Raw genomic sequence first — 25,247 nt, forward strand, 5'->3', positions numbered from 1 at the left:
CAGCGTAGCGTGACACCAGAGGCCCCCTCCGTCGACTCAGACGGAGGGGGCCTCTGCGGTGGGGGTCAGAGCGCGAGGCGCTCCCGCACGACGTCCGCGAGCTGCTCGGCGACGGCGGTCGCTTCCGCCTCGCTCTCGGCTTCGACCATGACCCGGACGAGCGGCTCGGTGCCCGAGGCCCGCAGCAGGACCCGGCCGGAGTCGCCCAGGCGCGCGGTCGCCGCGGCGACGGCATCCTGCACGCCGGGATCGTCGTTCACACGGTCGCGGTCGACGCCGCGCACGTTGATCAGCACCTGCGGGTACACCGTCATGACGGCGGCCAGCTCGGCGGCCGTCTTGCCCTGACGAGCCATCTCGGCCGCGAGGTGCAGTCCGGTCAGCAGGCCGTCGCCGGTCGTGGCGTACCGGCTCATGATGACATGCCCGCTCTGCTCGCCGCCCAGACCGAAGCGGCCCTGGTTCATCCGCTCGAGCACGTAGCGGTCGCCGACCGCGGTCTGCTCGACGGTGATGCCGTGGTCGGCCATCGCGCGGTGCAGGCCGAGGTTGCTCATCACGGTGGCGACGAGCGTGTTGAAGGGCAGACGCCCCCGCTGCTTCATCGCCACGGCGAGGATCGCCATGATCTGATCGCCGTCGATGATGCGACCGTCCGCGTCGACCGCGAGGCACCGGTCGGCGTCGCCGTCGTGGGCGATGCCGATGTCGGCGCCGGTGCGGACGACCTCCGCCGCGACCCGATCGAGATGCGTCGAGCCGACGCCGTCGTTGATGTTCATGCCGTCGGGGTCGGCCCCGATGACCGTGACCTTCGCGCCGGCATCCCGGAACGTCTGAGGAGAGACGCCCGCGGCCGCACCGTTTGCGCAGTCGAGCACCACGTGCAGTCCGTCGAGGGTGTGCGGCAGCGAGCCGAGCAGGTGCACGACGTAGCGGTCCTCGGCGTCGGCGAAGACGCGGATGCGGCCGACGTCGGCGCCCGTGGGCTGCAGCTTCGGTCCCGCGAGGGCGGCCTCGATGCGCCGCTCGACCTCGTCGGGCAGCTTCACGCCGCCGCGCGCGAAGATCTTGATGCCGTTGTCGGGCGCCGGGTTGTGCGACGCCGACACCATCACGCCGAAGTCGGCGTCGATGTCGCCGACGAGGAACGCCGCCGCGGGCGTCGGCACGACTCCCGCGTCGAGGACGTCGACGCCGGACGAGGCGAGCCCGGCGGCGACCGCGGCGGACAGGAACTCGCCCGACACGCGGGGATCACGCGCGACGACGGCGGTGAGCCGCTTGCCCGCGGCCTTGCGTGCCTCGGCGATACGGCCCTGGCCCAGGACGACGGCAGTCGCCTGGGCCAGGGTGAGTGCGAGTTCGGCGGTGAGGGGGCCGTTGGCCAGCCCCCGAACACCGTCCGTACCGAACAGCGCCACGGAGCTTAACGCTTCGAGTACTGAGGTGCCTTACGGGCCTTCTTGAGACCGGCCTTCTTGCGCTCCTTCACGCGAGCGTCGCGCGAGAGGAAGCCGGCCTTCTTCAGGGTCGGGCGGTTGTTCTCAGCGTCGATCTCGTTCAGCGCACGGGCGATGCCGAGGCGCAGCGCGCCGGCCTGGCCCGAGGGGCCGCCACCCGAGATGCGGGCGATCACGTCGTACGAGCCGGCGAGCTCGAGCACCGTGAACGGGTCGTTGATGAGCTGCTGGTGCAGCTTGTTCGGGAAGTAGTCCTCGAGCGTGCGGCCGTTGACCGTGATGGTGCCCGAGCCGGGGATCAGGCGCACGCGGGCGATGGCCTGCTTGCGGCGACCCACGGCAGCACCGGGGACGGACAGCACCGGACGCGGGGCGGCGGCGGCAGCGGCCTCCGACGCGGGCGTCTCGGTCGAGTAGTTCTGGGGGGTCTCCTCGAGGGAGTCAGCGATCTTCGCCATCAGTGTTTCCTTGAGTGTTTTCGCGGCGCTTACTGGGCGACCTGGTCGAAGGTGTAGGTGGTGGGCTGCTGAGCAGCGTGCGGGTGCTCGGCACCGGCGTAGACCTTCAGCTTCGACAGCTGCTGACGGCCCAGGCTGTTCTTCGGGAGCATGCCGCGGATGGCCTTCTCGACCGCGCGGACGGGGTTCTTCTCGAGCAGCTCCTCGTAGGAGACCGACTTGAGGCCGCCCGGGTAGCCCGAGTGGCGGTAGGCCATCTTCTTCTGGAGCTTCTGACCGGTCAGGGCCACCTTGTCGGCGTTGACGACGATGACGAAGTCACCGGTGTCGACGTGAGGGGCGAACGAAGCCTTGTGCTTGCCGCGGAGAAGGACCGCGGCGTGCGAGGCGAGGCGGCCGAGGACGACGTCGGTTGCGTCGATGACCAGCCACTCGCGCTGGATCTCGCCAGCCTTGGGGGTGAAAGTGCGCGTCACAGTAGTGCTGCTTTCTTGAATCGAACGGAGGAGTTCGTGAATCCCGCTCCGGGGTGGTTCTCCTTCGAGAACACGCCAGTGGAGGGCTCACGTTCGTGGCGCCCAGCCCGTGGGCTGCGGGCACCAAAGAGACAGCGTACGCTATCCACTGACGTTATCAAAGCCGCACCTCATTCCCCCGGGGCTGCTCTTCGATCTCGGATGCACCGACCGGATCGGAGAGGAAGACCCGTGCCCCTGTTCCAGATGCAGCGCGCCCGCCGAGGGCGCCTGCGCGTCTTCATGCGCGCGCAACTGCCGTTTCTCGTTGGCACGCTGCTGGTGTTCACCGGCCTGGCCGTCGCGGTGCCCGACGCCCTGTCGACTCCCCTCGTCGTCATCGCGGCTCTGCTGATCCTCGTCGCCTCGATCGCCGCGGTGTTCGTGCCGTGGGAGCGCTTCTCTCCGACGTGGTTGATCGTCGTCGCGATCGCCGACATCGTGGCCGTCGCTCTGCTGCGCACCGAGCTGCGCGCTCTGCTGCCAGCCGTCACGATGCTCGCCATCTTCCCGATCCTGTGGATCGCCTACGCCTTCCCGCCGGTGGCGTTCATCGCCGCGGTGGGCGGCGCGGCCCTGATGACCTCGCTGCCGTTCCTGACGCGGGGCTCGTGGCCCGAGACCGCATTGGACTGGGTCAACGTCGTGACCCTGCCGGGCCTCATCCTCGGCGTCGCGGTGATCGTCAATCTCGCCGCGCAGCACCTGCGTCGCAACGCTGCGCGCCTCCGGGCCGCCCACGACGCCCGGGCCCGCGCACTGACCCGAGCTCACGACAACGAGCTCGTGCTGCGCACCGTGCTCGATACTGTGCGCAGCGGCGTCGTCCTCTACGACGGGCAAGGCCGGCTGGTGCTGGCGAACCGCACCGCCGAGGAACTGTCGCAGGCCATGGGCTTCTCGCTCGATCAGCCGCCCTATGCCGGTGACGCGGTGCTCGCGGCGGACCGATCGACGCCGGTGCCACCGCACGACCAGCTCATCCCGAGGGCCCTGCGCGGCGACCGGATCAGCAACGCGGTCGAATGGGTCGGGCCGCCCGCGATGCAGCGCGCCATCATCGCCGACGCCGACAGCGTGCGCCGCGCCGACGGAACCCTTCTCGGCACTCTCATCGCGGCCTACGACGTCACCGACATGGCGGATGCCGCGCAGATCCGGCATGACTTCCTCCGCACGGTGTCGCACGAGCTGCGCACGCCGCTGACGAGCGTCACCGGGTACCTCGACCTGCTCACCGAGCACGTCGGCGCTTCCGACCCGGCCGCGGCACGGTACCTGTCGATGATCGAGCGGAACGTCCTGGTGCTGCGCGACCGGATGAACGAGCTGCTCGCCGCGGCGTCGTCCGAGAGCCCGATCTCGCCTCGCGCCGTGGTGCTGAGCGACATCATCGACTCGGCCGTCCGCGCGGTCAGTCCACGAGCGGAACGTCGCGGCAGCTCCATTCAGCAGATCGGCGCGACGGGCGACCGGGTCGTCCTCGATCCCGTCCGCATCCGCCAGACACTCGAAGAACTCCTCGTCAACGCCGTGAAGTTCAGCCCGCCCTCGTCGGCGGTCGTGGTGGGCCAGCGCATCGACGACACCGGCATCCACATCGCCGTGAGCGACAGCGGACCGGGTCTGACAGCGGCCGAGCGTTCCCGTGTCTTCGACCCCTTCTATCGCACCGACTTCGCGCGAGAGAACGCCATTCAGGGCTTCGGCATCGGCCTGTCGGTCGTCCGCAACGCCGTGGTCGCCCACGGCGGGAAGATCCGCGTGGGACCCTCCGCGGCGGGCGGCACGGCCATGACGGTCACGCTCCCCCGCCGCTTACCCGAGGACGCGGACGACACGGCGGGACGGGTGGATGCCGCCGGCTGACGCCGTCACGCCGAGCCGTTGACCCCTGCCAGGCGCGGCCCGATGAGCTCGCGCGAGCCGACCTCGAGCTTGCGCATGATGCGGTAGACGTGACTTTCGACCGTCCGCACGCTCACGACGAGCGTCGAGGCGATCTCCTGATTGTTCATACCCGCCGCAACGAGGTCGGCGACCTGCCGCTCGCGCTTGGTGAGTCGCGTCGCCTCCACCGCGAAGCGCGCGTGATTGACGGCGCGGCTGCCCCGTCGCGCACGCAGCGCACGCTCGAGCTCGGCGGCATCGGCCTCGCCTGCGGCATCGCGGTCCTCGCCGGCCCAATCGGCCAGCAGGCGATAGGCGGCGATCGCCAGCCCGTAGCGGCCGTGCTGTTCGAGCGACCGTCCCGCCGCTCGCAGAGCCACCGCGTCGCGTCCGTTGCGGGCGGCGAGGTAGTCGGCCTGCGCACGGAATCCGAGCGTGTCAGGCGCCGCGTCGAGCAGCCGCTGCGCCTCGGCCAGACGCTCGGCGTTCGGGGCGATCTCGACGGCGGCGAGCATGCCGAGCTGCGCGGCGAACACGGCCCCCCGGTCGCGCAGCGCGACGGAGTCACGCCAGAGGGCATCAGCTCCGTCCTCGGGCCGCCCGTCCAGGGTGGCCAGAGCGGCATCCATCCACGCCAGCGACTGACCCGGGAACGCGCCATCGACGACCCACTCCTGACGCGCCCGCGCGGCGTATTTGGTGGCGAGCTCGATCTGCCCGCGCCCCGCCGCGAGGAGGACGGCGGCGACGAGGATCGAGGCGCGACCACCGGCGGGCAGCGGCGCGAGCGCCCCCGTCGAGAGACAGACGTCGATGAGGTCGCCCAGCTCGGTCATGTCGCCGGCATGCAGGTGGCCGTAGACGGCCCCGCACGAGAAGGCGCGGAACATCTCGAGGTCGAGCGCTCCGCGGGCCTCGTCGAGCCCGCTGAGCAGGTCGCGGTAGCCGGCGTCGAAGGAACCGCCGACCAGGCGCCCGACGTCGGCCAGGATGCGGGCCGCGTAGCTCTGCCGCTGCGGGTCGAGACGCCCCAGCTCGCGGTACGCCCGGTCGGCGTCGCGCAATCGCGCCGCCACGGTGAACACGTGCACGCGCGCCTCGAGCAGCGCGACCTGGACGGGCACCGGCTCCCCGTCCGAGATGTCGAGGTCCGCCTCGAATCCGTCGGGCACCGAGCGGAGGTCGGCGAGGATCGACAGGCGCGTGGCGTCGAGGATGCGCCCGTAGACCGACAGCTCCGGCGCCTCGGCCTCGAGCAGGGCGATCGCACCGTCGACATCACCGCAGGCGTACGCGAGCCACCGAGCGCGCACGCGGCAGTACTCCGCGCGCGAGGCGATGTCGCCGCTGCGCGGATCGGTCTCGGCGATGACCCGTGCGATCGTGGCCGGTGCCTCCGACCCCTCACTCTGCGAGAGCGATGCGATGTATGCCGCTGCCGTGCGTGCGGACGGGTTCTGCTGCCACTCGTACGCCACCGCAGCGGCGCGGCCGGCCGCGTTCTCGCGGAGCATGCCGGCGAGAAGCGCGTTCTGCTTCGTGCGCACCGGCAGGATGTCGCCGTCGCCGCAACCGGCCACGGCGCCGCCGTCCTCGCCCAGAGTCGCCGCGATGCGCTCGGTCAATCGGATACGGCGCGCCGTGAGCGGTTCGTGTCGGAAGTAGCTGACGAACAGCGGCGGGATGACCGAGACGAGAGCGCCGGGAACAGCGGGCACGACGGCGATGAGGGCGCGTTCCTCGAGGAACTCGAGCGTCTCCCAACCGACGAGCCGGCGGACGATGTCGAGCTCGGGGCTCCCGATGATGGCAATCGTCTCGAGGGCATCGCGCGCGGCCGGGGAGAGGCCGTCGAGATGCATCTCGACGGCCGTTCGGAGGCTGGAGCACCACAGATCCCCCGCTGCGGTCCACCACTCTCCTCCGGCCCGGACGAGCCGCCCATCGCGTACGGATGCGTCGACCATCGCGAGGGCGAGCCCGACGTTGCCGCCCGACATCGCGTACACGCGCTGCGACGTTGCGGCGTCGACCGGGCCGCCCAGCGCCGCGCCGACGATGTCGTCGAGTTCTTCGAAACGCAGCGGCGTCATGTCGATCGAGGAAGTCCGGGCGAGCGTCGATGCGGACAGGCCGCTGGGGGTGTGGCGGGCGGCCAGGCCGCGCAGCCGCGCGATGACGATCGGCACCCCGGTGACGCTGCGCACGTACTCGATCACGCCCCAGGAGGACTCGTCGAGATCGTTCCAGTCGTCGATGAAGATGGTCGTCCGCTGTTCGCGCACCTTGTCGAGCAGGCGATGTCCGACCCGCTCGGCGATGGCGTCGCTGCGTTGTGCCGGCGGCGTCTCGACGACTCCGGCCAGTGCGATCGCGGCGAACGGCGTCGCGCGCAGCGATGCGACGCCTCGGATCATGAACACGGTCCACCCGCGGTCGCGCAAACGCTCGCTGAGCGCTCGGAAGAAGGTGCTCCGCCCGCTGCCGCGACTGCCCACGACGTCGATGCTGCGCCCGGCTTCGATGAGACTCTCAGCCCTCGCGAGGCTGCGCTCCCGACCCCTCATCGGAGATCCTTCCTGGTGCGGTGCCAGCGAGACGATGGGTCACGCTAGCAGCGTGGTCGCACTCTCGCTGCGGCCTGTGGATTCAGCCCATGACCGGCTCGCGGCACAGTCCGAGCACAGGGTCTCGGGTCGCTGCTGCGGGGTGCGAATGGTGATCCGTGGCTCGTCGGACGGGATGTCGCGGTCGCAGTCGTCGCAGCGGCGGTCACGGCGTCGCAGCGCGAGCAGCAGCAGGCCGAGGAGGGTGAGGGCGACGGCCGCGGCGATCGCGGCGAGGGCGAGCTGCCCGCCGCTGACGGCGAGTCCGGGCGGCCGGGGCCCGCCGGCACCGGGTCCGCCGACACCGGGTCCGCCGGCACCGGCCTCGTCGCGCATCTCGATGCCCACGTCGAAGCGGAGCAGGGTCGACTCGGCGCCGAGAGACCGGGAGCTCTCCACCTCGTGGGGCATCTCGAACCCCATGGTGAGCTGCACCGTCTCGTCCTGGTCCAGGGCGAGCTCGGCGATCTCGACCCGGTCGTTCGCGGCCAGGGCGGAGAAGCTCTGCTGGCCCGTGAGGTCGCCGAGCTCCCAGAAGATCATGATGTCCTCACCCAGGCGGGGGTTCCGGGCTCCCGCGGGAATCTGCTCGTCGAAGTCCACGACCACGCTCATCACCCCGGTCGCGGGGCCGGCGTTGACGATGTCCAACGTCCGCACCGTCCGGTCACCGGGGACGGCGACGCGATCGCCGACGAAACTCGTCTCGGCGCGGGCATAGGGCACGCCCTGCCAGTCGAGATGAACGGCCGGGCCGTCCCAGTGCGCCTCGATCACCGGCGCGACCGCACCACCACTGACGATGGGCTCGGCGCCGCGCCGGTCGGTGCCGACGGTCGCCGTTTCGCTCTGAACCGCACCGACGGCGGCCCTGTCGTCGGCCGCCCGAGTACCCAGGGTCGGGAGCGCCTCCGCCGCGGCGAGGACCGCCGTGGCAGCGAGGAGGATCGCCGTCGCCAGCAGCGCGGCGATCGCCCGCCCGCGAGGGCTGAGGCCCGACGAGGTGATCGGGATCGCGGGCTCGACGCGGGCGGGGCCGGGAACACGGGAGACGGTCATTGCTCGCTCCTAGGTGGGGTCGGTGAGGAGGACCGGGTGGTCGTGTCGGGTGCGGCGTCGCGCAGGATCCGCTCGAGCGCGTCGACGGTGGTTGCGTCGAGGTCGGCGCTGGCGGAACCGGGCGTCCATGGGTCCGGCGCCGTCATCGGAACCTGCGGCTCACCCGCCCGACGAAGGGCCAGATCGAGCTCCCGTTCGCGCAGTTCGAGTTCGCGTTCACGGAGGGCGAGCTCACGCTCGCGCAAAGCCGTGTCGACGTCCGAAGACGCGGCGATCATCGGTGAGGAGGAGGGAGGTGCTGCGTTGGCGGATGCAGCATCGCTGCGGGGCACGGTGATGACCGTGGAGCGGGAGCGGCGGGGCGCGAACAGCATCCATCCGATGACGACGGCGCCGATGCCGGCGGCGAGGAGGAGCGGGTTATCGGCCACCCACTGTCGGAGCCAGCCGAGTCCGGGCACGCCGAACAGGAACACTCCCCGCACCTGCTGGGGTGACACGGGGGCGTCGGCGGTGTTGTTGGCGTCGCCCTGGGTGATCAGGCGGCAGTCGGTGCCGTCGTCGAAGGTGCCGATGGTCTTGCCGATGACGCGGTGGGTGATGAGGGTGGGGTCGTTGGGTTCGGGGAAGAACGTGACGATCGACCCGATGGACACGTCGGAGCAGACCTTGCGTTCGTCGATGCCTCGAACGACGATGACGTCTCCGGCCGAGAACGTCGGTTCCATCGACCCGGACAGGACGGTGAGCGAGTCACCGCCGGTCAGGCGCGGCACCGCCACGAGAGCGACCAGAGCCGCGACGACGACGATCACGACCGCTGACGAGACCGCGCGGGCAGCGATGCGCCAGGGCGAGTCGAACCACGGCGTCGCGGTCGCGCGCACACGCCGCCGGGGCCGTTCGCGCGATCGCAGAGCGGGTGCCATGGCTTCTCTTCTCCGCGACCCGAGGGCCGCTGATGAGGTCGGTGGGGGCCGCGCAGCCCGCCGTCGGGCACGGCGGGCTGCGCGGGGTCGGAAGACCCGGGACGCGTCAGATCAGCTGAACTGAGCGCCCGTGTCACGCACCTGCGTCAGGTTCAGCGTGAGGTCCGCGATCGTGTTCGCGAGGGTCACGTAGGTGCGGTCGGTGACGGTGACGGAGTTCTCCGTGTAACGGAACTCGCCGTCGACGTCCTCGTAGAACGAGGCGTACACCACGACGTTCAGGTCAGCGGTGGTGCCGGGCATGCCGAACACCGCCGACTGCGCGTCGAGCCCGTCGACGGGCTGAACATCGCCGAGCGTGCCGTGGGTCGCGTCGTCCTGACCGCTCGCCTGGCCCTCGGTCGAAGCCGCCAGGTACAGCAGCGGCGCGTCGGCACCGGTGGGCAGCACCGTCTCGTTGATCAGCGGCTGACCGTCGAAGTAGACCTCGTAGCTGTAGTACAGCCCCGGGATCTCCGACTCGAGCTGGTCGAGGCCGTCCAGACCGACACGGGCGACGAGGTTGTCACCCTCGAGGGTGACCGTGGTCTCGAACGACGCCGCGACCTTGTCGCCCGGAGCGATACGCCACGTGGCGATGTCATCGATCCGGTGACCCGGCTGCGAACCGTCGGTCGAACCGACCGTCTCCGTCGCGTCCAGACGGTCGTTCGACACGTCCCAGAACGAGGTGTCTTCGAGCTGCGCGATGTTGAGGTCACCAGCGGTGATCGTGCCGCCCGAGAAGGTGTCGGAAGCCGACCACAGGGCGAAGGTCGAGCCTCCCAGCAGCAGCGCGGACGCACCGGCGGCGACCCACACCACGCCACGGCGGCGCTTCTTCTCCTCCGTGACCACGAGGATCTGATCGTTGTTCGTCATGTCGTTGTATCTCCTTGGTGGTGAGCGCGGGACAGGTCAGCGGTATCGGCGCTCGTCGACACCGCCGAAGGCGGAAAGAGTCAGGGACTCGGTGAGAAATCGGGGTTGAGGTTCGTGACGGTCGGACGCAGAGCGATCACGACATCCGGCTCGGTCGAGCCGTCGGGATAGAGGTCGGCCTCCCACGCGTCGCGGCCGGTGACCGAGGCTCCGTTCTCGCCGACCCCCTCGGCCTCGGCGAAGCTGCGGTACGTTCCGACCATGTCGAGGGCGGGCGGTATGCCCACGAGGCTGTGCCAGTCGTCGACGGCTCCGGCGCGTGCGCCGTTGTCGGTCACAGCGACGACCTGCACGCTGTTGCGGTAGCGGCCGTCCTCTTCGGCATTCCACTCGACCGCCGCGCACCACTCCTGCTCGGTCGATTCGCCGGGGATGCCGGCGCCGGGCTCTTGCAGGACGTGGTCGTCGCCGTCGAACACGTAGATGTTGCGGCCGTCCGCGTCGTCGGGAAGCGCGGGGATCGCCGAGCAGTCACCGCCCAGTCCGGCGCGGTAGATCTTCATCGTCGAGTTGCCGAGCACCGTGTTGGGCTGAGCGTGCCCGGACGCCAGATCGTGGACGTCGTCGCCGAAGCGCTGTTCGCGGACCTCGACGTCGTAGTCCATGCCCGCGATTCCGAGGGCCGAGCCCCGCGCGGTGAAGCGCCAGATCAGCGGTTCGGCCTTCTCTTCGGGCGGCGTGAGGAGCTCAGCCAGCCGCGAACCGGGCAGCACGACGGTGACCGCCTCGCCGCCCGTCGACGACACCATCGCCTGCGGTGAGCTCGACGGGTACGCCCCGAAGGCGACGGATCCGACCGGGAACGAGGGCACGCTGATGCGGGTTGAGGCGTTCCACAGCGCGTTCGCGAGCGCTGCACCGGTAAGCACGAGCCCGACGGCGACGCCGCCCGCGACGACCCGCTGCGTCGTCGCGCGCTTCACGAGGGTGCCCCCTTCGCCGACGATCCCGGACGGACCTGATCGAGCGAGACGGTCAGGTCATCCAGCGTCCACGCTGCGGGCCCGACCGTCGCGACCGGACGCCACAGGTAGTCACCCCGGATCTCGGTCGTGACGATCACCAGCCAGTCGTCGGTCCGCCCCGCGGACGAACCTTGGAGGCCCGGCACCGTGGTCGGCGTCCCGACGGGGATCTGCTCGGTCACGGGACTCGAGGTGCCGTCCTCGTCCGCGCGCTCGACACGGTAGGTCGCGACGACGCTGCCGTCGGCCAGCTCCGAGGTGAGGGCCGGCCGCGAGTCGACCGACAGCTCGGCCTGCAGGTTCTCGCCCTGCAGGGTCGTCTGGATCGGGATGACGACCTCGACGATGTCGCCGGGCATCGAGGGGAAGTCCGCTGCCGCCAGCTCGAGCGAACCGGACGCCGGATCGGCGACGCCGGGGGTGACCTGCTGCCAGTAGCCGTCGCCGCGGGTGATGTTCAGATCGCCCGCCGTGATCGGCGCCCCGGCGAACGTGGCCGAGCCCGACCACAGCGCCAAGGTCGCCCCGCCTGCGCCGAGCAGCAGGGCCGCCGCGGCGCCCCCGGCCAGCAGCACACTCGCACGCCGACTGAACGGCCAGGTCCGTGCCCGTTCGCCCGCGGGACGGACGTGCTCCGAGCGCAGCTCGCGGCGGGTGGGGCCGGCGGCGTTCGCCGCCCCGGTCACCGGCTGCTTCCCGTCGTCGTGTCGACCGGGATCAGGGCCCCGCACGCCGACAGGTGCGCGTACTCGCCGATCTCGAGCCGGTCGATCCTCCCGATGACACCGTCCTCGCCGAGGCGGGTGTCGCTGTCGGTGATGACGAGATCACGCAGCTGCGTCGCCCAGTCATCGGCCGACACGTTCGTGACGGTGTAGACGAAGCAGACCGCCTGCCCGTCGGTCAGCCGGGTGCCGGTGAGCGCCTCGGTGCCCGTCGCCATGATCTGCTGCGGGGAGGACGAGTCGGCCACGTCGACGAACGCGCGCTTCTCGATGCGCAGCGACGGATCGGTCGAGAACAGCCGAACGAGGACGGACGGCACGACCAGCTCGTCGTAGTTCCTGTCGTCCGAGACCACGGTGCTGCCGATCACCACCGGCGTGTTCGCGGGGACGTTCCCGTCCTCCGCCGTCACGCGGATGGGAGCGGATGCCGTGGCCCCCGGCCCGATCACGGGGATCGGGTCGCTCAGGCTGACCCCGTGAACCACACCGGCCTCGTCGACGGCGGACGAGAACCGCACCTCTGCCGTCGGCTCCGGCGCTCCGGTGCGCAGATCGAACGTGAACGTCTGACCCTCGGCGTCACCGGTCACCACGGTGAAGTCCGACGGAGACGCGACGATCGGGTTCGTGAACTCGATCCAGGCCTCGTCGTTCACCGCCGGTTCGGGGTTCGTCATCCCGCCGACGCCCGACACGCGATCGGCGGGGATCGCGACATCGACGCGGGCGGAGTCGTCGACCCGCACCACGGCGGTGAACTCGCGCGAGGACGCGCCCGCGACCGGCTCGACCGAGATGATGCGCGGGTTCAACCGGGCCTCGTCGATGGTCTGCTCGACCGCCTCGGTCGACAGCTCGAGCGCCTCCGCCGACACCGAATCGGGGTCCAGGGGCACCGACGAGGTGATCGTGAAGTGCAGGTCCCGCGCGAGGGTCGGGTTGTTCTGTCCCTCGGCGCGTTCCACCGTCAGCTGCGGGCGGCAATTGCCGCTCAGCGGCACCACACGCGAGTACTGCGATGACTGCGACGTGGAGGTCTGCGTCTGCACGCGGAGGTAGCCACCGACCGCGCCGGTGTCGGGGTCGGCGATCGTGACGTCGCTCATCACGTCGGGGTTCGTCGTGGGCAGCTGCACGGCACCGACCGGGAGGTCGACCTGGATTGTCGCGCTGTCGCCCGAGATCGCGGACGCGCGCCCGAGGTAGACCTCGGCCGTGCGGTCGGCGGTCCAATACACGTCGAGATCGACCTCGCCGGTCGCCGCCGCACCGCTCCGCGGCGGCGACACGTCGAACAACGCGGGACACATGGCCCGATCGGCGAACGGCGACTCCGCGGTGGCGGCCCCCTCCGGGACGTCGCCGGTGAGCACCGTGGCGTCGGACGACGGGAACCAGGTCAGGACGTTGCCGTTCGCGTTCACGGCGTTCGCCAGTAGCGCCGGCGTAAGGTAGGACATCTCCTCGTCGAGGGCCGGGCGCGGCTTGCTTCCGCTGCGATCGCCGAAGGTGTTGCGCTCGACGGTGACGTTTCCGGTGCGGTTCAGATAGATCGACGCGAGGTCGAATCCGTCGAAATGGTTGTCGCTGATCTCGAGGTTGCCGGCGTTGCCGGGCGAGGTGAGCCCGTCCCACGAGATCGCATAGCCCTGCCCGCTGGCCGCCCGCACGAACTCATTGCCGACGATCCGGTTCTCGCCGCCGAGTTCCCCGTGGGGCAGGGCGATGAGGGCATCGGTCGTGGCGCGCCACACGCCGCGGTGGTTGATGAAGCGATTGTGCGAGATGTCGATGTTCGACATCCGGATGTCCTGCGAGATCGCGCCTGTGGCGAACTGGAACGAGAACCGCTCGGGGAGGTTGGTGACGCTGCTGTTGACGAACGTGAACCCGTCCACGACGCCGCCTCGGCCGCGCGGCTCGAACTGGACGAAGTCTGTGGCGCACCCGGCCCCGTTGGTCGCGGTGCACGAGCCGGAGGTCGGATACGTGATGTGGAAGTTCTCGACACGGAAGTTCTCGACCGGAGTGCTGTCGCGCAGGTTGAAGTGGAACACCGCCGTCCGCGGACGCGCCTGAGCGAAGCCCTGGACGCGGTAATTGCGGATGGTGACGTTCTTCGCACCCTCGGTCAGCAGGACGAACCGCTCGGGGAAGTTGTTGCGGGTCGCGATGGTCGACCCGCCGTCCAGGATGAATCCGTCGGCCCGCGCACCGAACGAGAGCGATGTGCGACCCGAGAGCATCTGGGTCATGTTGCGGAATTCGATGTCGGGCCCGTTGATGTAGAACAGGGCCGAGGTCGTACGGGAGCTGGTCTGCATCGTGATGCGGTTGTCGAGATCGAGGATCACGGGCGCGGTGACGGCGAAGTGTGCGCCGCCGTCCCAGCTGTTGATGCTCCCGTTGTGCATGCGCACCGTCGTGCCGTCGGTCGCGTTGATGTTTCCGCTCAGCCCCTCGGCTGCGGTGATGAGAATCGAACCCTTCGGCAGATTCAGCGCATTGGCCTCCTCGAGCGCGGCGCGGAGCGTGCACGGACCGGCGACGCTCCGACAGACACCGTCGCCGACGTTGGCCCCGCGGGCGTTCGCGGTCGTGATGAGCGACTCGATGACGAACGTGTGGGTCACCGCCTGCGCGCTCGCAGCGGCGACCAGCGACCCGCCGATGAGCGCCGCAGTGGTGGTGATCGCGGCCGCGATACGCTTCCACCTGCGGGTGGCGGTGCCGCCCGCGCGTGCGGCGCGCTTCGCAGACTTGTCGCGTCGTTCCATGCCGATCCTCCGTGTCGCTGTGCCCGATTGCGTGAATAGCTTTCGAGCGCGACAGCGGCGAATCCATGCCATATGGCGTACTGAGGTGGTCAGACCACAGAAGTTCAGAACGTTTCCGTGTGACGTACGAGGCCGGCTCGGGCCGTTTCAGTACGCGGGACGAGGGGCGCGTCAGGAGTGCGGAGTGCGGGGCGCGACGGCATCCGCGACGGTGATCTCGAACACCACATCGTCGCCGTCCTGGAAGAGCCGGATGCCGGGCTGATTCGTGCCGAGCCCCGACCGTCGCGACGGAGCGAGCCGGCCGGGGGATGTCACGCGCACCCGCAGCGCGCCCGCCGGCGTGCGGTCGACGCGGACGTCCGCCACCCGAGCCGCCGAGTGCTTGACGGCGTTGACCAGCGCCTCGTTCACCGCCGTGACGATGCGATCGGATGCCGCCAGGCCGGCGAGCATCGCGGCGGCGTCGGCCTCGACCCGGCACGAGACCGTCACCGCGGAGCGCCAGGCGTCGACGAGCCCGTCGAGCGCGTCGCGCGCCGTCGCGGGGTCGGTGTCGGCGGGGTGCAGCAGGGCGTGGAAGGCCGCCTCGGTGCGCCCGCGGAAGTCCGCGACCTCGTCCGCCGTCGGCTCCCGGTCGTCGACCCGCGCCGCGAACACGACGCACGCTCCCTGCGCCCGCCCGTGCAGGATGTCGACCGCGCGGCGCACGGGCGCCTGCGCGCGCACGTCGGCGGCGGCGGCTTCGCGCGCGGCGTCGGCGAGTCCGGTCGTCGCGCGGCGCTCGTCGGCGCGCGCTCGCGCGAGGGCGTCACGACACAGGCTGACGAGCACCGCCACGAGCGGCACCGCGAGCACCGGGACGAGCCCGAGCGTGCCGATGGCCGGCAGGAACGCATACGTCACGCCGGCCATGCCGACACCGGCGACGAGCCAGACGGCGACGAACGCGGCTCCGCCTCGGGGCGCAGCCGCCCAGCGCCGGGTGGCGGCTCCGGCGAGGAGGTCGACGAGGATGCCGCCGGCGAGGCCGCCCAGCCCCACCCCCACTCCCCCGGCGGCCACCGCGAACGGGAAGCAGCCCAACGCGTACAGCGGCGCCACGCTGAACCACGGCGGCGCGACGAGGCGGTGCGACACCGGCGGCGCCGGCTCGGGCGGCCGGCCCGGCCCCGCTCTCCGGGGCACCGGTGTGTCAGCGCGCTCGCGGAGACCGCGATCGAGCGAGTGGCTGACGGCGCGCACGCGCTCGGCGAACGCCCGCACGGCGTCGAAGTCCACGGGCCCGGCGAGCATCCGTTCCCGCGCCTCACGCAGATCGGTCACCGCTCCCGCGATCTCGCCGCCCACCGCGCGTGCGCGCTCCTCGCTGCGGGCCCGGGCCACCTCGACGCGGTCGAGCGCATCGCGCAGGCGCTGAGCGGCGGCGAGCGCGGCGGCGTGGCGCGAGGTGATGACCGCGACGATCGACAGCAGCGCGAACGCCGTCACGAGGTTCGTCGCGATGCGGGCTCCCGGCATCCCGTGGGGCGCGAGACCGAAGAGGGCGACGCTGACGGCGTCGTTCACGCTCGACCGGCACGTCGCCACCGCGACGAGCGAGCCGAGCACCACGACGGCGCGCGCGGGCCGCGCACGCAGCATCCGTTCGGCGACGGCGGCCGGCACGAGTGCGGCCGCGAGCACCGCCCACCCGAGGCCGGCGACGACGACGCCGCGCAGGTAGTCCTCGGGACGGGTGCCCCCGATCGAGGGCACGGAGAACAGGCTCGCCACGAGCAGCGACAGCACGGCGCTCCAGCGGGTGTAGAACGCCCCGCCGGTGACCGCGTTCCACCAGATCCTCATCGCCGGAAGCGCATTCCCCTGAACGACCCAGCCGTCGGGTACGCCTGATGTCGGCGCGATGCTACCAGCGCGCGGCCGGGCCGCGCGGACTCATTACGCGGCGAAGGTGCCGATCAGCACGAGGCCCACCCCGGCGACGTTGTAGACGACGTGCGCGAGGACGGCGGGCCAGATGCGCCCGGTGACGAGCACGAGCATCGCGCACACGACCCCGACCAGGCCGATCGACAGCACAGCGTCGGCACCCAGACTGCCGTCGACCAGGTGCACGACGACGAAGACGGCCGACGAGATGAGCAGGGCGGCCAGTCCGGCGACGACGTGACCGGCGGGACGCCGCAGCACCGTGTAGATCGCGACGAGCAGGACGACGCGGAAGAAGAACTCCTCGATGACCGGCCCGATCACACCCGCCGCGAGGGCGTCGGTGAACCACCAGCTGATCGGCAGCCGCCCGTCCACGAGCACCATGCCCGGGAACGCCGCCTGCCCCGTGACCGCCTGCTGGATGAGCCCCTGGCACAGCCGCAGGATGGCCCCGAACCCGAGCCCCAGCAGCACGTCGGACGGTCGGAAGCGCAGCAGCCCCGCGGGGCGCGAGCGCCGCAGCGCGATGACGATGGGTACGAGCATGCCCAGCCACAGCAGGCCGGTCGCGACCCATCCGGCCCAGGCGGCGGTCGGCTGCAGCGTGACGATGAGGTAGCCGGCGAGCACGCCCGCCCCGAGACCGAGCACCGACCACGCGATCAGCATCTCGCGCCACGTGCGGACGGTGGACCCGCCCTCGCGCCAGTCGGTGCGACGCCGACGGCGACCCGATGTGCGCCCGGGCTCGAGCGCTTCCGAGGGATCTGCGCTCGTGTCGTGCGCGAGCGACTCCTCCGCCGCGACGGAGGCCGGAAGCGGCTCGCTAGGGTGGGTGTGCACGCGCCCACGTTACCCGGCAGTCCGCGAACCGGCGCCCCGTCTTCGGAGGTCCCCTTGGTCGAGATCGTCACGATCTGCACGGGAAACATCTGCCGCTCGCCGCTGGCCGCGCTCGCGCTGCGCACGCGGCTCGCCGACCTGGGCGTCTCGGTCGTCAGCGCCGGCACCCGGGGTCTGGCCGACCACGCGATGACCGACGAGGCCCAGCGGCTCGCCGTCGCCCGCGGCATCCCGGCCGCCGACGCAGCCGCGCATCGGGCGCGGTTCCTCAGCGAGGCGCATCTGGCCTCGGCCGATCTCGTGCTCGCGATGGCACGCGATCACCGGCGCGCCGTCGCCGAACTCGCCCCCGCCCGATCGCGCGTGGCCTTCACCGTCCGCGAGTTCGCACGCCTCGCCGGATCACTCTCGGATGCGGCGGTGCTCGCGGCCGCGGCGGCGGCACCGGACCAGGATGCCGCCGGGCGGCTGCGCGGCGCGCTGACGGCCGTGTCGGGGCAGCGCGGGCTCGTGCTTCCTCCCGCCGACCCGGCCGACGACGACGTCATCGACCCGTATCGGCGGTCCTGGGCGACGTACGAGCTGTCGGCCGTGCAGCTCGATCCCGCGCTCGACGCGGTGGTCCGCATCGTCCGCCTGGCGGTGGCACCGACTCCGACCTGATCCGTCCGGCGATGTTTGACGCAGGCCGGAAACATGCCTGTGGCAGACTGATCCGAGTTTCCGACGTCGCCCCCGGGCGCGCACCGAAGGGCAGCATGGAGCTCTCCGACTACATCCGCATTCTCCGGAAGAACTGGATCGTGATCCTCGTGGTGACGCTGGTCGGCGTCGGTGCGGCGGCCGCGTACTCGCTCACCCGGACTCCCACCTATGAATCCTCGAGCACGGTCTTCGTCTCGACGCAGACCTCCGGCAGTGTCGCCGAGCTGCAGCAGGGGTCGACCTTCGCGCAGGCGCGCATCAACACGTACGTCGGACTCGTGTCGACGCCGATCGTCATGAACCCCGTGATCGCCGAGCTCGGCCTCGGCATCACGGCGGGACAGCTCGCCGAGAAGGTGAACGCCAGCGCCGCCCTGAACACGACGCTCATCACGATCAGCGTCGAAGACACCGACCCGGTCGCCGCGGCGGACATCGCCAACGCGCTCGCGGCGAGCCTGTCGGCCGCGGTCCCCGCGATCGAACCGGCCAGCGACTCGGGCGCGAGCCCGATCCAGCTCTCCCGCGTCCGCGACGCCCAGCCCGCGCTGAGCCCGTCGAGCCCCAACGTCCCGCTCAACCTCGCGCTGGGCCTGCTCGTGGGCCTCGCGCTCGGCGTCGGCATCGCCGTGCTGCGGACCGTCCTCGACACCCGCATCCGCAACTCGCGCGATGTCGAGCAGGTCACCGACTCGCCGCTGATCGGCGCCATCGCGTTCGACCCGAAGGCGAAGGAGCGGCCCCTCATCGTGCACGCCGACCCGCTGAGCCCGCGCGCCGAGTCGTTCCGCGCCCTGCGCACCAACCTGCAGTTCCTCGACATGGGCGGCCGCGCGAGCTTCGTCGTCACGAGCTCGGTGCCCAGCGAGGGCAAGTCGACGACGACAATCAACCTCGCGATCGCCCTGGCCGACGCCGGCAAGAAGGTCGCGCTGATCGACACCGACCTGCGCAAGCCGAAGGTCGACGAGTACCTCGGCCTCGAGGGCGGCGCCGGCCTGACCGACGTCCTGATCGGCCGGGCCCGCCTCGGCGACGTGATGCAGCCGTGGGGCGGACGCAGCCTGTACGTGCTGCCGTCGGGCAAGATCCCGCCGAACCCGAGCGAGCTGCTCGCCTCGCCGCAGATGCACAAGCTGCTCGAGGTGCTCGAACGCGACTTCGACGTCGTGCTGTGCGACGCTCCCCCGCTGCTGCCGGTCACGGATGCCGCGATCCTCGCCCGCGCCACGAGCGGCGCGATCGTGGGCGTCGCCTCGGGACGCACGACCCGTCACCAGCTCAAGGGCGCGGTCGACGCGCTGCAGACGGTCGACGCGAAGGTGGCCGGCCTCGTCCTGACGATGGTCCCGACCCGCGGCCCCGACGCGTACTACGGCGGGTACGGCTACGGATACGGATACACCGAGCGCGAGAACGAGGAGCGCGCCGCCCGCCGGGGCGCTCCCGGTCCGCAGACCAAGAAGGCCAAGAAGGCGAAGCCGCCGCGTGGTCGTCGAGGCTCTGCGGCCGCGGCTCCGGTGCCCGCCGAGCCGGCACCGACGCTGAGCGACCTCGGTTTCCGCAGCCGCAGCGCGAACGACCCCGGCCGCGCGGGCACGACCGAGGGATGACGCGCCGTGGCGCGGCCTGACCTCAGCGCCTCACCGGCGGCGCGTGCGCTGGCGGTCGTCGCCGTGGCGGGGCTCGCGCTCGTCGTCGTCGCGCTCAGCGTGCTCGCCCTGCAGCGCGACGACGCCCTCGATCCGGCCGCTGCCACCCCGGCCCCCGTGCCGAGCTTCTCGTTCCGCGGGTCCGACACCCCGCCCCCCTCCGCGACGCCGACCGACGCACCGCCGCCGCCGATGACCTCCGGCGCCGACGAGCGATTCCTCGCGCAGTCCTCGGAGGGAACGCTGTGGCGCGCGACCGCCGGAGCCTGCGGTGGGACCGAGCCGCTCGTCGAGCGATCGGACGACGCCGGCGACTCGTGGGTCGACGTGACGCCGCGCTACCGCGGCATCGAGCGCGTCCGCGCCCTCTACGGGTTCTCGGGGACCGAGGCCGAGATGGTCGCCGACCTCGCCGAGTGCGAGCCCAAATGGCTCCGTACCTTCACGCAGGGCGACTTCTGGGAGCTGTACCCCGACCTGCTCGAGCAGGCGACGTACCCGGCACCCGACGACCCCGCCGTGCTGATCACCCCCGCGGGTGACGTACCGCTGCCGTGCGCCGCCCCGACCAGCATCCGCATCGGCTCGCAGCAGACCGCGCTGGTGTGCGACGGCGTACCGCAGGTGCGCATCGGGTCCGCCGCCTGGTCGCCGCTGCCCGTCGACCAGGTCGTCGCGATCGACGTGCTGGGACGATCCACCGCGGTCGCTCGCGTCGATCCCGAGGCCTGCGCCGACGGCCTCGCTCTGGCATGGATCGACGGCGATGCCGCCGTCGCCCCGGCGGGCTGCCTCGACGGAGCCGATCCCGCCGCCCCGACCGCGATCGCCGCCCTCGACGACGTCCTGGTCGTGTGGTCGGGCGACCGGGTCGAGTCCTTCACCCGCTGAGGTCAGCGCAGTCGGCCGTCGCCGGGACGGCACACGCGCATCCGGCGCGCACCGTACCCGTCGAGTGACATCGCGACCGCGCCGTCCTCGACGGCCCAGCTCTCACCCGAGGCGAGGCAGAGAAGCTCGGTGCCGACGGGCTCGTCGCCGAGCTCGAGGTCGAAGCTCACCGGCTCGCCGGCGAAGTTGTGCACCGCGATGAACCGGCTGTCGCTCGTGCGTGCGCCGTGCGCGAGCACCGTGGGCGCGGTGGCCGGCAGCAGCTCGAGCTCGCCCCAGCCGATCTCGGGCGAGAGGCGGTAGGTGCGGGCCAGCTCGCGGACGAACGAGAACAGCGAGTCGGCGGCCATCAGCTGCGACTCGACGTTGACATGCTCGGGGGCATACGGGCCGTCCGGCGCCGGCAGCGGGTGATCGGAGGCGGGTGCGGTCGAGAACCCGCCGTCCGGGCTCCATTGCATCGGGACGCGCACCGCGTCGCGCTCGTCGATGTCGAGGTTCTCGCCCATCCCGATCTCTTCGCCGTACAGCAGCACCGGCGTGCCCGGCAGCGAGAACAGCAGGCTGTAGACCAGACGAACGCGGCGCGGGTCGCCGCCCAGCATCGGGGGCAGCCGGCGCCGGATGCCGCGCCCGAAGACGCGCATCGACTCGTCGGGCGCGAACGCCGCGAAGACCTCGTCGCGTTCGTCGTCGCTCAACTGGTCGAGCGTCAGCTCGTCGTGATTACGGACGAAGTTCGCCCACTGCGACACTGCGGCGATCGCCGGCCGACTCTCGAGCGATGCCCGCAGGGGCTGCGGATCCTCGCGCGCGAGTGCGAGGTACAGGGCTTGGTTGCTCGCGAAGTCGAACTGCATGTGCAGCTCGCCGTCGCCGTCCTCTCCGAAGAATGCCGCCTGCTCGGCGTGCGGCACGTTGACCTCTCCCACGAGCATCGCGTCGCTCGAACGGCGCTGCGCGAAGCGTCTCAGCGCCCGCAGCACGTCGTGATCGCGCTGGGGTTCGCGGCGCTCAGGCGACGAGACGAACGACGGCACCGCGTCGACGCGGAAGCCCGAGACGCCGAGCTGCAGCCAGAAGCCCATCACCTTGGCGAGCTCGCGCTGGACGTCCGGGTTCTCGACGTTCAGGTCGGGCTGATGGGAGTAGAAGCTGTGCAGGTAGTACTGCCCGCTCGCCTCGTCCCACTCCCACACCCCGTCCTCTTCGCCGGGGAACTGGGTCTCGCGCGGGTCATCGGGGATCTCGTCCCGCCAGACGTAGTAGTCCCGGTACGGCGACGTCCGACTGCGGCGTGCCGACGCGAACCAGGGATGCTGATCCGAGGTGTGGTTCAAGACGAGATCCACGATCACCCGGATGCCGCGGTCCTCGGCCGTGCGGATCAGCTCGACCAGGTCGCCGTGCGACCCCAGCCGCGGGTCGATGCCGTAGTAGTCCGAGACGTCGTAGCCGTTGTCGCGGTCCGGCGTCGAGTAGAACGGCATGAGCCACAGGCAGGTCACCCCGAGGTCAGCGAGATAAGGGAGCCGGCGCGCGAGGCCCGGCAGGTCGCCGACCCCATCGCCGTCGTCGTCGAGGAACTTGTCGACGTCGACGCAGTAGAGCACCGCGTTCTTCCACCACAGATCGCTCGTGTCGACGATCTTCATCGGCTCGCTCCCGTGGCGGACGCCTCGCCGAGGCGGTCCCGCAGGGCGGCGAGCAGCCGGGTCGCGCGTTCGCCGAGGAAGGCGCGCTGGTCCTGTGCGATCTCGTGGATGTACAGGCGGTCGAACCCGGCGTCGACGAGATCGGCGAGGCGGTCGGCGAGCGCAGCGATGCCCTCGTCCGAGTCGTCGGCGATCATGACGTGCTCGGCGAGCTCGGCATCGGTCGCGTCACCCGCGCGCGCCGCGAACTCCTCGGGCTGCGCGATGTCCCACGCCTCCGGCGGTGTTACGACACCATGGATCCACTGGTCCCGCGCGACCGCGACCGCCTCGGCGACCGACCCGGCGAGCGAGATGTGCACCTGCAGACAGGTCGGGCCGAGCCCACCGGCATCCAGGTAGGCGTCGACGATCTCGGCGACCTGCTCGCGCTCGGTGCCGACGGTGACGAGGCCGTCGGCCCAGCCCGCAGCCCAGCGCGCGGTCTCGGGCGAAGCGGCCGTTGCCATCAGGGTCGTCGGTCCGGCGGGCAGGCTCCACAGCCGCGCCTCGTGCACGCGCACACGCCCCTCGTGCGTGACCGTCTCGCCGGCGAGCAGGCCGCGCATGACCTCGACGCATTCGCCCAGCCGGGCTGTGCGCTCGTCCTTCGCAGGCCATGGGTCGCCGGTCACGTGCTCGTTGAGCAGTTCACCGCTGCCGAGGGCGGCGAAGTACCGCCCGGGGAACATCTCCGACAGGGTCGCGATCGCGTGCGCACTGAGCACGGGGTGGTGGAGCTGACCGGGTGTGGCGACCGAGCCGATCGGGAACCGCGTCGAGGCCAGCGCCGCCCCGAGCCAGGCGATGACATTGCCGGAGTGCCCCTGTTGCGGCGTCCACGGTGAGATGTGATCGGCACTGAAGGCGCCGTCGAAACCGATGCGTTCCGCCGCGATCACGGCCTCCAGCAGCGCGCTGGGCGCGAGTTGTTCGTGCGAAGCGTGGTATCCGATGAAGGCCATACTCCAGTGTTCCCGAGGTGCCGCGATGACCCTCGCGGGTTGCCTCACGCGCAGCGGTGCGGTATCGCGAAGCATCCCACCCACAACGCAGAGCACCCCGGGTCGAGATGACCCGGGGTGCTCACGTGAAGGAGCGTCTTACTTGAAGGCGTCCTTGACGTTCTCGCCGGCCTGCTTGACGTTGGCGGCGGTCTGGTCCTTGTGGCCTTCGGCTTCGAGACGCTCGTTGTCGGTCGTCTTGCCGGTGGCTTCCTTCGCCTTGCCGGCGACGTCCTGAGCGGCGTTCTTGATCTTGTCGTCGAGTCCCATAATCGGCCCCTTCCCTCGATCTGCGTCCGGGCCTGTGTGCCCGGATGCCGGGACGGTTCATCCCGGTCCTTCCACGGTAGATCGGGCCGATCCGTACCCGCACCCACTCGCGTTCCGGCGGCGAATGAGGTAAACGCGCGCGTCAGCGGCGAGGCGGACCGTCCCCGCCGCGTCCGCCGCGGCGTCCACCGCGCAGACGGATGACACCCACCACGACGAACAGCGCCGCTGCGACGAGGTTCAACGTGCCCGTACCGGTGGATCCGTTCGCGAGCGACAGGATGCCGGCGAGCGCGAACAGCACGGCTGCCGCGAAGGCGAGGATCATCACGGTTCTGTTCGTCATCGGTGCCCCGTTCTCGATGGGCCGCTGAGCGGCCACGGCGGCAACGCTACGGCATCCGCTCGTTCCCAGGTTTCTCGTGCGAGCGTGCGCGACGATCGATGCATGGCCGCGCGATCCCGGATGACGCAGCGACGACGTCGCCGCATCGGGATCATCGCGACGCTGGTGTCGGTGCCTATCGTGCTGGTGGCGCTGATCGTCGCCGTCGGGATCACCGCCGCCAACGTCGTGTCGTCGCTCGGCCCCTCGACCCCGCCGTTGCTCGGCGACGAGCCGCGCGCGCTTCCGCCCAACGCCGGGCAGATCGAACCCGGCAACCTCATCGACGACGAGCTCTTCTTCGACCGCGATGCCCTCTCGGCCGAGCAGATCCAGCGCTTCCTCGACGAGAAGATCGGGGACTGCGCCAACGGGCGGTGCCTGAACGTCGCGACCGCCGGCATCTCGTCACGCGAGGAGCGGGTGTCCGAGCGCACCGGCGAGGTCATCTGCCGGGCGTTCGAAGGCGGCGAGCTGCCCGTCTCGGAGATCATCTACCGCGTGCAGCAGGCGTGCGGCATCTCGGCGCGGGTGATTCTCGTGACGCTGCAGAAGGAGCAGTCACTCGTCGAGGGCCGCGCCGCGCGGGCGCCCTCCGAGGGCCGGCTGCGGGCGGCGATGGGCGCGAGCTGCCCCGACACCGCTCCCTGCGACCCGCAGTACGAGGGCGTCGGCGCACAGATCGTCGCGGGCGCCACCGACCTGGCCTCGTACCGGGCTTCGAACTTCATGCGCCAGCCCGGCACGCACTTCATCGCCTACCACCCGAACAGCGCCTGCGGCGGGACGGATGTCGCTATCGAGAACGACGCGACAGCGGCGCTGTACAACTACACGCCGTACCAACCCGACGCTGCGGCCCTGTCGTCCGGTTGGGGCACCGGCGGCCCGTGCTCGTCGTACGGCAACCGCAACTTCGCCTACTACTTCGCCCTCTGGTTCGGCTCCGTCCGAGCGGGGTGACCCGGCGCCGGCACGCCCGGACGGTTACAGCGCGGTCGTCGCGCGGTCCGCGTGCTCAGGAGGCCAGACGACCGCGAAGCGCTCGAACACGATCTCCTCGTCCTCCGACCACTCCGCGCCGCGCGCCGCGGCGACCCGCGTCCAGTACCGTCGATGCTCGCGTCGCCAGCTTTCGAGCGTGCCGTCGTCCTCGCCCTCGTCGGCGGCGAACGCGGCGTCGGCACTGGCGAAGGGGCCGAGCCGCAGCTCGATGCTGCGGATGACGATCCGCGGCGCGCCCGAGCTGTCGCATGCGATCCAGTGCGACCCGATACGGGGAATGCGATCGCCGCGGGCCACGAAGTCGGCCACGAGCTCGGCGGTGGCGCGCTTGCGTCCCGACAGCACGACCGCGAGCAGCTCGTCCGCGAGCCGCGCCGAATCGCCGAAGTGCTCGACGGTGTACTCGGGCGCGGCGAGGACCGCCTCGGGGTGCGCTGCGCGGTACTGCTCCCACATGGCGGCGGCCGCGTCGGAGTCGAGGGGCAGCGCGTG

22 protein-coding genes are annotated in these 25,247 nt (G+C 71.2%); 5 read left to right on the forward strand and 17 right to left on the reverse strand.

From position 1 onward, the window contains the following. Positions 1-65 precede the first annotated feature (65 nt). The 3 genes from glmM to rplM are packed head-to-tail and all read right to left on the reverse strand — an operon-like array spanning position 66 to position 2,397. Positions 66-1,424, reverse strand: a complete 1,359-nt coding sequence (gene glmM / locus JOF37_RS06670; RefSeq protein ID WP_210006135.1) for a phosphoglucosamine mutase — start codon at positions 1,422-1,424, stop codon at positions 66-68. 5 nt (positions 1,425-1,429) lie between these two features. Then, entirely contained in the window at positions 1,430-1,921 is a 492-nt protein-coding gene (gene rpsI, locus JOF37_RS06675) for a 30S ribosomal protein S9 (RefSeq protein ID WP_023954328.1), read from the reverse strand. A gap of 29 nt (positions 1,922-1,950) precedes the next feature. Beyond that, positions 1,951-2,397, reverse strand: coding sequence for a 50S ribosomal protein L13 (gene rplM, locus JOF37_RS06680; protein ID WP_112617876.1), 447 nt, complete (start codon positions 2,395-2,397; stop codon positions 1,951-1,953). Positions 2,398-2,628: 231 nt separating this feature from the next. On the opposite strand from rplM, the gene JOF37_RS06685 reads away from it, so the two are divergent. After that, positions 2,629-4,305: a sensor histidine kinase gene (locus tag JOF37_RS06685; protein WP_210006136.1), complete on the forward strand. Its 1,677-nt coding sequence runs from the start codon at positions 2,629-2,631 to the stop codon at positions 4,303-4,305. A 5-nt stretch (positions 4,306-4,310) separates the two neighbouring features. Here JOF37_RS06685 and JOF37_RS06690 read toward each other — a convergent pair whose 3' ends face one another. From JOF37_RS06690 to JOF37_RS15765, 9 genes are all read right to left on the reverse strand, one after another. After that, entirely contained in the window at positions 4,311-6,893 is a 2,583-nt protein-coding gene (locus JOF37_RS06690; protein ID WP_210006137.1) for a helix-turn-helix transcriptional regulator, read from the reverse strand. Between the two features lie 39 nt (positions 6,894-6,932). After that, entirely contained in the window at positions 6,933-7,991 is a 1,059-nt protein-coding gene (locus JOF37_RS06695; RefSeq protein ID WP_210006138.1) for a hypothetical protein, read from the reverse strand. Further along, positions 7,988-8,920: a signal peptidase I gene (locus tag JOF37_RS06700; protein ID WP_210006139.1), complete on the reverse strand. Its 933-nt coding sequence runs from the start codon at positions 8,918-8,920 to the stop codon at positions 7,988-7,990. The genes JOF37_RS06695 and JOF37_RS06700 overlap by 4 nt, the downstream gene beginning before the upstream one ends. Positions 8,921-9,031: 111 nt before the next feature. After that, the gene (locus JOF37_RS06705) at positions 9,032-9,841 is read right to left on the reverse strand and encodes an alternate-type signal peptide domain-containing protein (RefSeq protein ID WP_210006140.1); all 810 of its coding nucleotides are present in this window, start codon (positions 9,839-9,841) and stop codon (positions 9,032-9,034) included. A gap of 80 nt (positions 9,842-9,921) precedes the next feature. Then, positions 9,922-10,824: a hypothetical protein gene (locus JOF37_RS06710; RefSeq protein ID WP_210006141.1), complete on the reverse strand. Its 903-nt coding sequence runs from the start codon at positions 10,822-10,824 to the stop codon at positions 9,922-9,924. Then, positions 10,821-11,552, reverse strand: coding sequence for an alternate-type signal peptide domain-containing protein (locus JOF37_RS06715; RefSeq protein ID WP_210006142.1), 732 nt, complete (start codon positions 11,550-11,552; stop codon positions 10,821-10,823). The genes JOF37_RS06710 and JOF37_RS06715 overlap by 4 nt, the downstream gene beginning before the upstream one ends. Next, positions 11,549-14,371: a right-handed parallel beta-helix repeat-containing protein gene (locus JOF37_RS06720; protein WP_210006143.1), complete on the reverse strand. Its 2,823-nt coding sequence runs from the start codon at positions 14,369-14,371 to the stop codon at positions 11,549-11,551. The genes JOF37_RS06715 and JOF37_RS06720 overlap by 4 nt, the downstream gene beginning before the upstream one ends. 171 nt (positions 14,372-14,542) lie before the next feature. Further along, a complete protein-coding gene (locus tag JOF37_RS06725) occupies positions 14,543-16,219 on the reverse strand; it encodes a sensor histidine kinase (protein WP_210006144.1) in 1,677 nt (558 codons plus the stop codon). A 93-nt stretch (positions 16,220-16,312) separates the two neighbouring features. After that, positions 16,313-17,149 carry a CPBP family intramembrane glutamic endopeptidase gene (locus tag JOF37_RS15765; RefSeq protein WP_210006145.1) on the reverse strand — a complete coding sequence of 279 codons (837 nt, stop codon included), beginning with the start codon at positions 17,147-17,149 and terminating at the stop codon, positions 16,313-16,315. Between the two features lie 54 nt (positions 17,150-17,203). On the opposite strand from JOF37_RS15765, the gene JOF37_RS06735 reads away from it, so the two are divergent. The 3 genes from JOF37_RS06735 to JOF37_RS06745 all read left to right on the forward strand — a co-directional run bounded on the left by JOF37_RS06735 (position 17,204) and on the right by JOF37_RS06745 (position 20,397). Next, positions 17,204-17,812: an arsenate reductase/protein-tyrosine-phosphatase family protein gene (locus tag JOF37_RS06735; RefSeq protein WP_210006146.1), complete on the forward strand. Its 609-nt coding sequence runs from the start codon at positions 17,204-17,206 to the stop codon at positions 17,810-17,812. Positions 17,813-17,907: 95 nt separating this feature from the next. Further along, positions 17,908-19,467, forward strand: a complete 1,560-nt coding sequence (locus JOF37_RS06740) for a tyrosine-protein kinase domain-containing protein (protein ID WP_210006147.1) — start codon at positions 17,908-17,910, stop codon at positions 19,465-19,467. A gap of 6 nt (positions 19,468-19,473) precedes the next feature. Then, positions 19,474-20,397, forward strand: a complete 924-nt coding sequence (locus tag JOF37_RS06745) for a hypothetical protein (RefSeq protein WP_210006148.1) — start codon at positions 19,474-19,476, stop codon at positions 20,395-20,397. Positions 20,398-20,399: 2 nt separating this feature from the next. Here the strand turns inward: JOF37_RS06745 and JOF37_RS06750 are convergent, their stop codons facing one another. The 4 genes from JOF37_RS06750 to JOF37_RS06765 all read right to left on the reverse strand — a co-directional run bounded on the left by JOF37_RS06750 (position 20,400) and on the right by JOF37_RS06765 (position 23,711). Continuing rightward, positions 20,400-22,052, reverse strand: coding sequence for an alpha-amylase family protein (locus JOF37_RS06750; protein ID WP_210006149.1), 1,653 nt, complete (start codon positions 22,050-22,052; stop codon positions 20,400-20,402). After that, complete coding sequence (locus tag JOF37_RS06755) at positions 22,049-23,056, reverse strand: LLM class flavin-dependent oxidoreductase (protein WP_210006150.1); 1,008 nt, start codon at positions 23,054-23,056, stop codon at positions 22,049-22,051. Before JOF37_RS06755 ends, JOF37_RS06750 begins: the two co-directional genes overlap by 4 nt. A gap of 138 nt (positions 23,057-23,194) precedes the next feature. Continuing rightward, positions 23,195-23,365 carry a CsbD family protein gene (locus JOF37_RS06760; RefSeq protein WP_210006151.1) on the reverse strand — a complete coding sequence of 57 codons (171 nt, stop codon included), beginning with the start codon at positions 23,363-23,365 and terminating at the stop codon, positions 23,195-23,197. A gap of 142 nt (positions 23,366-23,507) precedes the next feature. Continuing rightward, the gene (locus JOF37_RS06765; protein ID WP_210006152.1) at positions 23,508-23,711 is read right to left on the reverse strand and encodes a hypothetical protein; all 204 of its coding nucleotides are present in this window, start codon (positions 23,709-23,711) and stop codon (positions 23,508-23,510) included. Between the two features lie 102 nt (positions 23,712-23,813). On the opposite strand from JOF37_RS06765, the gene JOF37_RS06770 reads away from it, so the two are divergent. Then, a complete protein-coding gene (locus JOF37_RS06770; RefSeq protein ID WP_210006153.1) occupies positions 23,814-24,713 on the forward strand; it encodes a hypothetical protein in 900 nt (299 codons plus the stop codon). 24 nt (positions 24,714-24,737) lie between these two features. Here JOF37_RS06770 and JOF37_RS06775 read toward each other — a convergent pair whose 3' ends face one another. Beyond that, a complete protein-coding gene (locus JOF37_RS06775; RefSeq protein ID WP_210007702.1) occupies positions 24,738-25,211 on the reverse strand; it encodes an ASCH domain-containing protein in 474 nt (157 codons plus the stop codon). Positions 25,212-25,247 lie beyond the last annotated feature (36 nt).

It is taken from the genome of Microbacterium imperiale (assembly GCF_017876655.1).
Lineage (GTDB): Bacteria > Actinomycetota > Actinomycetes > Actinomycetales > Microbacteriaceae > Microbacterium > Microbacterium imperiale.

Excerpts from the sequence above, each read along its gene's own strand:
- rpsI (WP_023954328.1), bottom strand. The coding sequence starts at position 1,921 with ATGGCGAAGATCGCTGACTCCCTCGAGGAGACCCCCCAGAACTACTCG.
- JOF37_RS06690 (WP_210006137.1), bottom strand. The coding sequence starts at position 6,893 with ATGAGGGGTCGGGAGCGCAGCCTCGCGAGGGCTGAGAGTCTCATCGAA.
- JOF37_RS06695 (WP_210006138.1), bottom strand. The coding sequence starts at position 7,991 with ATGACCGTCTCCCGTGTTCCCGGCCCCGCCCGCGTCGAGCCCGCGATC.
- JOF37_RS06700 (WP_210006139.1), bottom strand. The coding sequence starts at position 8,920 with ATGGCACCCGCTCTGCGATCGCGCGAACGGCCCCGGCGGCGTGTGCGC.
- JOF37_RS06705 (WP_210006140.1), bottom strand. The coding sequence starts at position 9,841 with ATGACGAACAACGATCAGATCCTCGTGGTCACGGAGGAGAAGAAGCGC.
- JOF37_RS06720 (WP_210006143.1), bottom strand. The coding sequence starts at position 14,371 with ATGGAACGACGCGACAAGTCTGCGAAGCGCGCCGCACGCGCGGGCGGC.
- JOF37_RS06725 (WP_210006144.1), bottom strand. The coding sequence starts at position 16,219 with ATGAGGATCTGGTGGAACGCGGTCACCGGCGGGGCGTTCTACACCCGC.
- JOF37_RS06740 (WP_210006147.1), top strand. The coding sequence starts at position 17,908 with ATGGAGCTCTCCGACTACATCCGCATTCTCCGGAAGAACTGGATCGTG.
- JOF37_RS06750 (WP_210006149.1), bottom strand. The coding sequence starts at position 22,052 with ATGAAGATCGTCGACACGAGCGATCTGTGGTGGAAGAACGCGGTGCTC.
- JOF37_RS06755 (WP_210006150.1), bottom strand. The coding sequence starts at position 23,056 with ATGGCCTTCATCGGATACCACGCTTCGCACGAACAACTCGCGCCCAGC.
- JOF37_RS06760 (WP_210006151.1), bottom strand. The coding sequence starts at position 23,365 with ATGGGACTCGACGACAAGATCAAGAACGCCGCTCAGGACGTCGCCGGC.
- JOF37_RS06765 (WP_210006152.1), bottom strand. The coding sequence starts at position 23,711 with ATGACGAACAGAACCGTGATGATCCTCGCCTTCGCGGCAGCCGTGCTG.
- JOF37_RS06770 (WP_210006153.1), top strand. The coding sequence starts at position 23,814 with ATGGCCGCGCGATCCCGGATGACGCAGCGACGACGTCGCCGCATCGGG.
- JOF37_RS06775 (WP_210007702.1), bottom strand. The coding sequence starts at position 25,211 with ATGTGGGAGCAGTACCGCGCAGCGCACCCCGAGGCGGTCCTCGCCGCG.